The sequence below is a fragment of the uncultured Arthrobacter sp. genome, from assembly GCF_947493765.1.
Lineage (GTDB): Bacteria > Actinomycetota > Actinomycetes > Actinomycetales > Micrococcaceae > Arthrobacter_D.
The window spans coordinates 128597-139983 of sequence record NZ_CANLSZ010000007.1 but is presented as its reverse complement, the minus strand read 5'-3'; the positions used below and the strand labels follow the sequence as shown (position 1 = coordinate 139983).

At 63.7% G+C, this 11387-nt stretch carries 9 protein-coding genes and 1 pseudogene; 7 read left to right on the top strand and 3 right to left on the bottom strand.

Annotated elements, in window-relative coordinates; all coding sequences use genetic code 11:
* Window positions 1-139: pseudogene (locus Q0747_RS11390) on the bottom strand (transposase); the annotation flags it as partial.
* Window positions 140-475: 336 nt separating this feature from the next.
* On the opposite strand from Q0747_RS11390, the gene Q0747_RS11385 reads away from it, so the two are divergent.
* The 6 genes from Q0747_RS11385 (at window position 476) to Q0747_RS11360 (ending at window position 7842) form a co-directional block, all read left to right on the top strand.
* Window positions 476-2401: an AAA family ATPase gene (locus Q0747_RS11385; protein ID WP_298254713.1), complete on the top strand. Its 1926-nt coding sequence runs from the start codon at window positions 476-478 to the stop codon at window positions 2399-2401.
* A gap of 958 nt (window positions 2402-3359) precedes the next feature.
* The gene (locus Q0747_RS11380; RefSeq protein WP_298254711.1) at window positions 3360-4445 is read left to right on the top strand and encodes a 2-keto-3-deoxygluconate permease; all 1086 of its coding nucleotides are present in this window, start codon (window positions 3360-3362) and stop codon (window positions 4443-4445) included.
* Window positions 4442-5743, top strand: a complete 1302-nt coding sequence (locus Q0747_RS11375; RefSeq protein WP_298254709.1) for a four-carbon acid sugar kinase family protein — start codon at window positions 4442-4444, stop codon at window positions 5741-5743. The genes Q0747_RS11380 and Q0747_RS11375 overlap by 4 nt, the downstream gene beginning before the upstream one ends.
* The gene (gene pdxA, locus Q0747_RS11370) at window positions 5740-6765 is read left to right on the top strand and encodes a 4-hydroxythreonine-4-phosphate dehydrogenase PdxA (RefSeq protein WP_298254707.1); all 1026 of its coding nucleotides are present in this window, start codon (window positions 5740-5742) and stop codon (window positions 6763-6765) included. Before Q0747_RS11375 ends, pdxA begins: the two co-directional genes overlap by 4 nt.
* A 34-nt stretch (window positions 6766-6799) precedes the next feature.
* Complete coding sequence (locus tag Q0747_RS11365; protein ID WP_298254705.1) at window positions 6800-6943, top strand: hypothetical protein; 144 nt, start codon at window positions 6800-6802, stop codon at window positions 6941-6943.
* A 26-nt stretch (window positions 6944-6969) separates the two neighbouring features.
* Entirely contained in the window at window positions 6970-7842 is an 873-nt protein-coding gene (locus Q0747_RS11360; protein ID WP_298254703.1) for a GntR family transcriptional regulator, read from the top strand.
* A gap of 113 nt (window positions 7843-7955) precedes the next feature.
* On the opposite strand, the gene Q0747_RS11355 is transcribed toward Q0747_RS11360, so the two are convergent.
* Both Q0747_RS11355 and Q0747_RS11350 read right to left on the bottom strand, forming a co-directional pair.
* Window positions 7956-9734 (bottom strand): DUF2075 domain-containing protein, encoded by a 1779-nt coding sequence (locus Q0747_RS11355; RefSeq protein WP_298254701.1) that lies wholly within the window; start codon window positions 9732-9734, stop codon window positions 7956-7958.
* Window positions 9721-10041: a nucleotide pyrophosphohydrolase gene (locus tag Q0747_RS11350; protein ID WP_298254699.1), complete on the bottom strand. Its 321-nt coding sequence runs from the start codon at window positions 10039-10041 to the stop codon at window positions 9721-9723. Before Q0747_RS11350 ends, Q0747_RS11355 begins: the two co-directional genes overlap by 14 nt.
* 326 nt (window positions 10042-10367) lie before the next feature.
* Between Q0747_RS11350 and Q0747_RS11345 the strand changes: the two genes are divergently transcribed.
* Complete coding sequence (locus Q0747_RS11345) at window positions 10368-11381, top strand: alpha/beta fold hydrolase (protein ID WP_298254697.1); 1014 nt, start codon at window positions 10368-10370, stop codon at window positions 11379-11381.
* Window positions 11382-11387 lie beyond the last annotated feature (6 nt).

Sequence of the window (11387 nt, the reverse complement as noted above, 5' to 3'; positions counted from 1 at the left end):
TTCCACGCGGTCTGCCAGGGCCCGAACTCCGCCGGAAGATCACGCCACGGCGACCCGGTCCGAAACCGCCAGATGATCCCCTCGAGCACCCGCCGATGATCCTGGAACGGACGACCCCGGCCCGGGCAGCAACCGGCATCAACGGCTCCAAACGCCCCCACGCGACATCCGAAAGACTACGAGTACGCGACATTCCACAATCATCTCGTTCATCCCACCACAAGGTTAGGAGACACGCCCTAGGAGCGCCCACCCGTCATCCCCGCTGGCAGCCTCGACAGCGTTACGCACCAGCAGCACGAGACGGGTATCACCGCGAAGCTTCTTCAGGTCGCCGCCATCACTTTGTGCGAATAACGAGTGGCGAGGCCCCGCTCTCGCCCTTGGCAACGCAGCCTTCTCGCGTGTCGTATCACCGGTACTATCGGTCCTAGTTGGAGCAACCTTGCTCTGAAACGTAAGGGGAGCGATTTCCGTGCAGCTAATCACCGCAAACTTGCGACGATACCGAAGCATTGAAGACGGCAGCGAGTTCACCGTAGAGCCCGATGTAACTTGCCTTGTCGGCAAAAATGAATCTGGAAAGACTGCGGTACTTCAAGGTTTGTACAAGTCCTACCCAGTGAACAAGTCGAAGTTTGATGAAGGACTGGACTATCCGAGCCGCTTGACTCGAGAGCGCAAAGAAGAAGGTAAGCTCCAAGTCGCCAAACTGACATACGAGCTTGACGACTCCGAAGTAGCAATGGTTGAAGAGCGGTTTGGAACTGGTGTTCTCAGAGGCCGCACAATCGCCATGACTACTGGCTACCGGTACGAGGGCACTTCGACTTGGGGCGTGCGACTTGATGAAGGCGTGGCCGTGAATCACCTCCGCGACGGACTGGACCTTCCTCAAGCGACGCAACAACTGGCAAATCAGGCTACGACCATTAAAGCCTTGACACAGGTACTTGAAGGCATGGAAGCTCCGACGGCTGATGTGACACGAGTTCTTGCTGAAGTTGAGAGCTGGCGAGGTAAGGATTTAGATCTCGCGGTCATCGATTCCCTTTCGACCTACAGGCCCAAGTTTGTCTATTTTGGCGATTACGACTCAATGCCCGGTAAGGTCTCTATCCCATATCTGATTGCCGCCCGAACAAAAGGTACTTTGACTCGGGGCGAGGAGGCCGTGCTAGCGCTTCTGAGTATGGCTGGTGTGGACCTGGAGGACTTTCAGGAGCCCGAATCACATGAGCACCTCATACGCGATTTGGAAAATGCGTCTAACAGCATCAGTAGCGAAGTATTCGAGTACTGGACCCAGAACAAAAATCTATCTGTCCGACTTGACATCATCGGGACACCCGAACCGGGAGCCAAAGCTCCTTTCGATCAAGCGCCGCTACTGCAGATTCGAGTCGTAAACCAGCGCCATAATGTGAGCGTCCCATTCGATGAGCGATCTCGGGGCTTTGTCTGGTTCTTTTCCTTCCTCGCTTACTTCACCCACCTTGAGGAGGACTCCGAGCAACAGCTGATCCTGCTCCTCGACGAGCCTGGCCTGAACCTGCACGCGACCGCGCAAGCCGATCTGCTTCGTTTCATCGATGAACGGCTTTCTCCTACTCACCAGGTACTGTTTTCCACACATTCCCCTTTTATGATCAATGCGCACAAATTCAGCCGGGTTCGAACTGTGGTTGATGATGAGAAGAAGGGAACGATCGTTTCTGCTGATGTTCTGAGAGCTGACGCTGAGACCGCTTTCCCTTTGCATGCCACTCTGGGTATTGAGCTCAGTCAAACACTGTTTGTCGGTCCAAATGTATTACTCGTTGAAGGGCCTGGGGACCTTCTCTATCTTGAAGTGCTCTCCGATACGCTGAAATCAGCGAGTCGCGAGGGACTGGACGAGGGATTGGTCATCACCCCTGCTGGCGGGATTGCAAAGCTTCCAGCGTTCATCGGACTCCTCGGGTCGAATGGACTCAACACGATCGCTTTGGTCGATACGTCTAGCAACGACACGGCAGCCATCAAGCGCTTGAGGGAAGCCGGGCGTCTTGGAGCCGGTGGAATAGTAGAACTTGGTACCATTCTAGATAAAGCTGATGCTGATATTGAGGATCTATTTGAGCCGGGCTTCCACGTCGAGCTCATCAATGACGCGTACCAAGGACTATTGAGCGGGAAAAAACTGACCGTGAAAGAACTTCCTGACGATCCAAGACTGGTTCGACGAGTGGAGCGCGCCTTCGAAACTCGAGGAATAAATAACGGTCGCATAAATCACTTCGCACCTGCCGCCGCCCTCAACCGGAACCAAGGTCATTATGTTTCAAAGATCAACGATAAGACGTTAGATCGCGCAGAAAAACTCTTCGCCGCGATCAATGCACTTGTGTCGCGCGACTAGTGAAGGACGTGTCGGGCTCGAAAACTCTCATGAAAGCGAGTCCGACCAAAAGGGTTGGAAGTCAGGGTGGTCCTTCCAAAGGGCTGCGCGAGTAGTTCGAGGATTTGCCACATGTAGTCCTGCTCTCCTCCTTATGTCGTCATCGATGAATGCCAAGTCATCATCACTGCGCATGCTGAGTTGCCGCACCATGGCATGGTCGGTCATGACGACCACCTCGCTATGCCGGTCACGCACGGCCGCCGACACTCGACAGGTGTTGGCTGGTCCTGCCACCCCCTCCGGCGGTTCGAGCGAACATATGCACTGTTATCGGCGACAACACGAAGAGGACCGAGTGCCGTCAAGCGGACCGAAATGCTGGCCCGGAATGCTGCGGGTGCGATCCCTCCAAGGGGTAGTGGGGTCTAGATCGAGCACCTTCGTCTGCGTAGTCAGGAGCCACCCGACGCCCAGGGTATTAACCATCTCCCACCCGAGCCGGTTCACGTCGACGTACCGGTCGGTCAGGTCGAGCGGCTTCGCCCACGGCCTGTCGATAACGCAGTGACTGTTTTGGCCGATGCCGGACACCAACCCGACGGGTTCTGGTGCTGCAGGGCTTTCAGCGCGTTATACACGTAGGCAGTGGGCGCCAGCGGCGCGGTAGAACTTGTTGAGGAAGTCCTGTTCGGCGAACGGGTAGTGCGACAGGTCGTCCACGGTCGCCAGCCGCGCCACCATGGCGGCGAAGACGGCCTAGTCGGGCGACAACACGAGGAAACCCCCGTTCAGGTAGTCGTCCGTTACAGACGGTTCAGTGACGTGGTCCCCGCCTGCCTTGTGCCATTCGGCCGCCTTACAGTCGCCTCTTGTATGACCCACCTCACTCCCCGTACTATCGGCACATCGTGTCCGTACTCGTTGTACGCACTCCTCCAAATGCAGACCCCTCCGTTCTCAGAGAGAAGATTCGTCAATGGCAGCCGAGTCGCTTCCCAAGTCCCGTATCCCCTTGTTCGACGGCATGAACCGTATCCCCGGCGGCCTCATGCTCATCCCCCTGATCCTCGGCTCGATCGTCGGGACCTTCGCCCCCGGCTTCCTGGAACTCGGCAGCTTCACCACGGCCCTGTTCGCCGAGTCCGCGCTCCCCCTCATCGCCGTCCTGATCTTCGCCACCGGCATGCAGATCACCGCGAAGGCCTCGGGCCCCGTGCTCGCGACCACCGGCGTCGTCCTGCTGTTCAAGACGATCATCCCCGCATCCCTCGTCGCGGGCCTCGGCCTGCTCGTCGGCATCGACGGCATCCTCGGGATCTCGATCCTCGCCCTGCTGGCCAGCTTCGACAACAGCAACGGGGGCCTCTGGCTCGCCTTCACCGGCCGCTACGGCGACTACCGCGACCGCGGCGCCTACATGGGCTCCGCCATCAACGACGGCCCCTTCTTCACACTGCTGTTCCTCGGCATCTCGGGCCTCGGCAACATCCCGCTCCTCGCCCTCCTCGCCGCCGTCATCCCCCTGATCCTCGGCTTCATCGTCGGTAACCTCGACGCCAAGTGGACCGAGGTCATGCGACCCGTCCCGAACATCGTTATCCCGTTCTTCGCCTTCGCCCTCGGCACCGGCATCGACCTCCGCAACGTCATCACCGGCGGACTCAGCGGTATCTTCGTCGGCATCGCCGCCACTCTCATCACCGGCGCGCTCATGTACATCGGCTACCGCTTCGTCCTCCGCCGCGGCGGCAAGTCCGGCATCGGCATCGCGTCGGCGACGACGGCGGGCAACTCGATCGCCACCCCGGCCATCGTCGCTGCTGCGGACCCGAGCTTCTCGCCGTTCGTGGAGGTCGCAACCGCGCAGGTCGCCTCGGCCGTCCTCGTCACCGCGATCCTCGCCCCGCTCCTCGCCTCCTGGGTACTCAAGCGCCAGGGCGGGCTGGACACGGACGACGCCGTCGAGGTCACCCCGACGTCCACCTCCGAACTCCCACCCGCGGGTGATCCGTCTGCCCCCACCACCCGACCTCGCCGGACGCAGGACGACGACCGGTCGTGACACCTCCCGCACCCATCGTCGGCATCGCGGCCGACGACGTCACCGGCGCCACCGACTCGGTGGTCCAGTTCTCCCGCTCCGGCTGGGCCTCGCGCCTGCTGCTGGGCAATCTGCTGCCGCGGTCGGTCGATCCGGGCAGCGCCCTGGCCCTGAACTCGGACGCCCGGGCGATGGACGCGGCAACCGCCCGGACGGCGACCGCGGGCGCCGTCGCCGATCTGCTCACCGCCGGCGCGAACCGCCTCTACCTGAAGATCGACTCCACCATGCGGGGCAGCGTGCCCGCGCAGGTGGCAGGAGCCCTCGACGCGTGGCGGGAGCGGCACCCCGGCTGCTTCGCCGTCGTCTGCCCTGCCTACCCGGCCATGGGACGCACCGTCGAGGACGGTCTGCTGCGCGTGCACGGCGGACCGGTCGAGGACTCCCCTGCTGGCCGCGACCCGGTCACCCCGGTCCCCACGAGCGAGTTCTCGCTGCTTTTGCCCGGCACCACCACGATCAGCCTCACCGGCTCCCCCGAGCAGGACGCCCAGGCGCTGCGCGAGGCAGCGGGCAGCGGCGGCGTCGTGGTCGTCAACGCGGCGTCCGACAGCGACCTGCGCACCCTCGCTGCCGCGCTCGTCGCCGCCGGTCCGACGGCGATCCCCGCCGGGTCCGCGGGTCTCGCCGCAGCGATGGCGGCAGCCTGGGCCGGCGCCGGGACAGCGCTGATTCCCCCGGAACCGGCGCCCACCGCGCAGGGGCAGCGGATCGTCGTCGTGGTCAGTTCGCTGCACGATGTGGCCCGCACCCAGACCCATCATCTGCGCGCCCACCTGGACGCGTCCGACCTCCGCATCCTGCAGCCCGAGGACTCGCTGCTCGATCTGCCGAACGGCCTCGCGCGGTGGGCCGCCGGCGAGTTGCAGTCTCCGGAGTCCCTCCCGCGGGTGGTGGTCATCCTCTCTCCCGAGGCGGTCGGCGGCTCCGTGACCTTCAGTGGCACCGCCATCGCCCGCAGCCTCGCGTCCGTGGTGCAGCAGACCCTGGCCCGTGCGCCCGTCGGGGCCCTCGTGCTCGTCGGCGGCGACGGAGCGCGTGCCGTCCTCGAGGCCACCCGCGCACAGGCGCTGCGCATCACCGGCGCCATCCAGGAGGGCATCCCGGTCGGCGTCGTCGAAGGCGGTACCGCCGCCGGGAAGATCGCCGCCACGAAGGCCGGCGGCTTCGGACCGGTCTCCGCCCTGCTCGATACCGTCACCGAACTCACCCACACCCTCACCACCACCCTCACCCAGTCAACGGAGGCATCCTCATGAGCATCCCCACCCTCGCCGTCACCCTCGGCGACGTCGCCGGCATCGGACCGGAGATCACCGCGAAGTCCCTCCTCGGGCACGACGACGTCCGCCAGGAGTGCAGGCCCGTCGTCATCGGCGACGAAGCCGCCATGCGCCAGGGCGTCACCAACGTGGGCGGCGACCCGGACAAGGTCCGCCTGCTGTCCTCGATCGAGGACGCCACCAACGAGCCCGGCGTCGTCGAACTGCTGCAGACCGGCCCGTCCCTGGCCGACGTGAAGCTCGGCGAGCTCAGCCCCGCCGCGGGCGACGGCTCCTACCGCTTCGTCGTCGAGGCCTGCCGCCTCGCCCGCGAAGGCAAGGTCCAGGGCATCGTCACCGCGCCGCTCAACAAGGCCGCGATGCACGCCGGCGGGCACAAGTGGCCCGGCCACACGGAGCTGCTGGCGCACGAGTTCGGGGTGGAGAACTTCAGTCTCGTCCTCTCCGCGGGCGACCTCTACTTCTTCCACCTCACCACCCACGTGTCCCTGCGGCAGGCCATCGAGGACGTCACACCGGAGCGCACCGGCAACGTGATCGAACTCGTCAGCGCGTTCACCAAGGCGCTCGGCAATCCGGACGAGCCGATCGGCCTCGCCGGGCTGAACCCCCACGCCGGGGAGAACCGCCTGTTCGGTGACGAGGACGCCGACATCCTCGCCCCCGCCGTCGCCACCGCCCGCGAGAACGGCATCAACGTGCACGGGCCCATTCCCGCGGATGCGCTCATCCCCGCCGCGGTCAAGGGCAAGTGGAACATGGTGATCGCCTGCTACCACGACCAGGGCCACGCACCCTTCAAGGCGGTCTACGGCGACGACGGCGTGAACATCACCGTGGGCCTGCCCGTCGTCCGTGTCTCGGTGGATCACGGGACGGCGTTCGACATCGCCGGTCAGGGCATCGCCCGCGAGGCGAGCCTGGTGCTGTCGATGCGGCGGGCAGCGCAGCTGGCGCCCGGATGGGACGTCGTCTGGCGCACCGCGCAGAAGGCGTAGCTCGTCCGGCGCTGTGGGCACCTAGGATCGAGGCATGACGAGCGACGAAGACCTGGACCCTCCCGTGCCCAGCTACCTCGAGGGCATCGAGCTCAAGCGGGTGCACGACGGCCGGGTGATCGAAGAGCATGACGGCGACGGCCCGGCACCCACGGGCGAGCCCGACTCCGCATCTTGAGGTTCGGATAGATGACAAAAATGGACATGCCTGACGCCCCTGATCGCTCCCTCGACGCCTCCAGCGGCGAACCGCTGCACGTCCAGCTCCGCGGGCATCTGCGCGCGCAGATCCTGAACCACTCGCTCCCGCCGGGCACGTCCCTGCCGAGCGAGGCGCAACTGCAGGTGCGCTACGGCGTCTCCCGCTCCGTGGTCCGCCAGGCCCTCGGTGCTCTGACGGATGAAGGGCTGATCGAGCGTGGCCGCGGTCGCGGCAGTACCGTGGCACCCCGGCGCGAGCACCACCGGCTGGTCCACCGGACGTCGGGACTCTCGGCGCAGTTGGGCAGCGCCGGAGCGAGCGTCGGCACGCAGGTACTCTCGATGACCGTGCAGGACACCGACGCCTCGACGGCGGTGCTGGGGACGGATCGGGTGCTCACTCTCGAGCGGCTGCGGACCGCCGACGGGGTGCCAATCGCCGTCATCCACACCTGGCTTCCCGTTCCAGCGTTCTCCTCACTGACCGCCGAGGACCTGCACGACGCGTCGCTGCACGCTGTGCTCGGCGAGAAGTTCGGCGTGCGGATCGCGTCCGGGAAACGCCAGATCCGGGCCGTACCGGGCGACCAGGATCTGTTGCGTCTGCTGCAACTCGATTCGTCGTCGCCCGTGCTGCTCCTCGAGGGTACGAGCTTCGACCAGCACGGACAGCCCGTGGAGGTCTTCTCCACCTGGCATCACCCGGACCACGTGGTGTTCGACATCGACATCGAGCGCGATCCGACGACAGCACCAGTTTCGGCAGACGGTCCGTCATCGGCCATCAACTCCCCTGGCGCGATGGCTGACCGAGCTCGCCGGTTGGGGGCGGAATTGTTTCACTTCGCTGAGCAGGTTTCCGACCTTGGTCGTTGACTCCGCGGCCGTCTGTAGCGATGTTCCTCTGCGCCTGAGCCTGGCACCTCATCCATGCCGTCGAACCGCTCCGGACCCGCGCGGTTGAGCCACGTACATCTTCCGCTGGATACCTATCCACCGCTGACGGGAATGAAGTCGCGCATGTAGTCGCGCAGTCTCGGGTCGCACACGTAGACATAGGTTCCCCGTATGCCACGCGTGAGCAGCACCGCGTAGATGTTCTGGACGAACCGCAGGAGATCATCGTCCGTGTAGACCTTGCCGAGGCGCCGGTTGTTCTCCTTGCCCTTCGTGTCGAAGTACGACTCGCGGTTGATGACAATCCTCCGTGTCTCGGCGTCGTAGGTGATATCGGGTCCGATGATGACGCCCGCGTAGTTCAGGTCGTACCCCTGAACCGTGTGGATCGACCCCACCTCCTCCAGCGACTTCGGCGAAGCGATCCAGTCCTTCTGGGTGCTGTTCCAGCGGAACCGACTGCCGTCGATCTCGATGTCGTACGCGGCCTTATCAGTCTTCGACCTCCACGGCCAGGCATATCCAGCGACCAACCTCGACAGGCCGACGTCCGCCTCCCGGCGCAGCACCTCGGTATGCATGTCGGCGATGCTGTCGAACAGGCGGAAGTCGTATCCTTCGAAGGTCTCTACGTGTGCCAGGACCTCGTCCACCTCCCGGCGGCCGAGGATCCTCCTGGCGTAGCCGACGTAGTCCGACCCGGCCCGCACACGCATCTGTGACACGAGCGGATAGTGACGGTCTACAGCTTTGGCCTCGGCAACAAGATCATGAAGAACCTCGGGCGGCAGGTCCGCCGGCCGAACACTCTGGGCCGCATCGATGAGGAGGATCTGGTTCGTGCTCTTCGCGCGGATCCAGTCGAGCTGCGTCTTCAGCGGGTCGTCCTGCCCGAAGAGCTTCTCGTTGATCTCGCGGCACCTCTTGTTCTGCGTCCCTGACGGCTGATTCGCGCGTTGATTGAGGCGATGCGACTCGTCGACAACCAGGAGATCGAACTGCCCGGCATCGAGGCCGACGTCGAAGGCTGTCATCACCATTTGCGGATCAAGTCCCGGTGTCTTCTCGAAGACCCTCATGATCGATTCGCGCAGGGATTGCTGGGGCACCACGAGTCCGATACGCACGTCGACGAGAAGCTCGGAGTGGCTGCGATCGAAGAACTCCGAGAACATGGAGTCGCTGTCGAGCTCCTCGGCGGGTGCTCCTGCCTTGATATCGGCGATGAGCTTGAGCAGGTAGGTTGCAACGACCGTCTTGCCTGTGCCTGGCTCGCCCTGGATCACGATCGTGCTGCGAGCGTCCGCCTTCAGGTCCTCGAACAGGCCCTCGAGGATGCCTTCGACGGCGATCGCCTGGTCCTGGGTCAGCTCCTTGAAGGGCGACAGCTTGAAGAGGTCGCTGTTCTCGATCTCCGGAATGGTGCGGCTGAAGACACCGTCGGCCCGAAGGCGCTCGAAGACCTCGCTGAAGCTCTCCCGGTATAGGTCGCGGTCGTAGTAGTCGGCCTCGACGATGCCGTCGTTCCGGTTGAGGACCTGACAGGCACCATCGCCAGCCAGCATCCGGATCAGATAGGACTCGAGATCGAGGCACACCGACTTGTTGAACGTCGCGTCGACGACGACGCGCACGTTCCTCAGATGTTTCTTCTCCGGCGAGACGAGATGCTGGCGTATGCGTGCGGCCGCGTTGCGCGACTCGCCCACGTAGACGTCCTTGAGGCCCTTTCCCTTGGCGCCGGACGTCGAGCCGTCGGCGTCGTCCAGGACGTAGACGATGGGCCAATTGGTGTTGCGGTGGTCCAGCCCGGCCCAATTCGTGACCTCTGCATTGGTGAAGCCCAACCACCGGATGTCAGAGGGCGTCATACTTCGCGCTCCGCCCGCGAGCCTTCTCGACCGGGTACTTCTCGCGCGTCTTCACGAGCTTTTCCAGAACAATCGCGTCTGGCTCGACACCCAATCGATCGGCGAGCAGCACACAGTAGGTGAGGACGTCGGCCAGTTCCTCTTGTACGCGCTCGACGTCTGCCTCTTCGTCCCACTGGAAACACTCAAGCAGCTCAGCGGCCTCGATGACGATGCTCTTTGCGAGGTTCTGCGGGGTATGGAACTGGCCCCAGTCGCGCTCCGCGACGAACGCTGCGAGCACGGCTCTCACGGGCGATTCGAACATTCCGTCAACCTAACAGGTTGCAGAGCCACATCTGAGGAGATCGTCGTCCACCAGCTCCCTGTCGACGTCGTTGGAGGGCGGCCGCCCAGACTGTAGTGCCCCGGTCCGAGCACGGGCGGGACCTTCTGCTCAGCCGGTACTGACGATGAACCGCTGAGTGCCGGCCGAACCATTGCCAGCCGGATACCTGCTCGCTAGCGTGTTGCAGGACGCGAGGACCCGCCAGCTGGGACGAAGGGACGAGCCTCCGTCACCGGGTACTTGATATTCGGCCGACCTGATCTGACGTCCGGACCCGGGCCCCCACCTACGAAGGATGGTTCATCATGAGCGGCGACTACGAGACCTACGAGCTCGGCGACTTCGAGCTCCAGTCAGGGATGACCATCGAGTCCGCGAAACTGGCCTACAAGACCTTCGGGGAGCTGAACGCGGACAAGAGTAACGCCATCGTCTATCCGAGCTGGTACTCAGGATTCATCGCGGACAACGTCTGGCTGGTCGGCGAAGGCATGGGCCTCGACCCGGCGAAGTACTTCATCATCATCCCGGCGCTGTTCGGCAATGGTGAATCGTCCTCCCCCAGCAAGACGCCCAAGCCCCGCAACGGCGCCCGGTTCCCCGACTGCACGTTCTACGACAATGTGAGGGCCCAGCACCAGCTCGTCACCGAGCACTTCGGCATAGAGCATCTGCGCCTCGTGCTCGGCTGGTCCATGGGCGCCGGCCAGACCTATCAGTGGGGCGTGCAGTACCCGGACATGATGGACGGACTGCTCCCGTTCTGCGGCTCGTCCAAGACATCGCCGAACAATGTCGTCTTCCTCGATTCGCTCAAGGGCGCACTCACCGCCGATTCCACCTGGAACAGCGGCTGGTACCACCAGCAGCCCGACGTCGGCCTCCGCGCGTTCGCCCGCGTGTATGCAGATTGGGGTCTGTCAGCTCAGTTCTACTGGGACGAGCTCTGGCGCCAACTCGGCTACGCAACCCTCGACGACTTCCTGGTGGGCTTTTGGGAGGGTTTCTTCCTCCAGCGTGACGCCAATAATCTGCTGACCATGCTGTGGACCTGGAAGCACGGGGACGTCGGCGGTACACCCGGCTTCGACGGTGACACCAAGAAGGCACTCGGGGCCATCAAGGCGCGGCTCATTCAGATGCCAGCCCACGAGGACCGATACTTCGCCCCTGAGGAGGAGAAGCGGGTCAGCCAGTTCATCAAGGGAAGTGAGTTCAGGGAGATCCCGGGGGTGTGGGGCCACTTCGCCGGGATCGGCGCAAACCAGGCCGACACCGACTTCATCGACCGAGCGGTCAAGGAGATCCTGGGAGACTAGCATCTG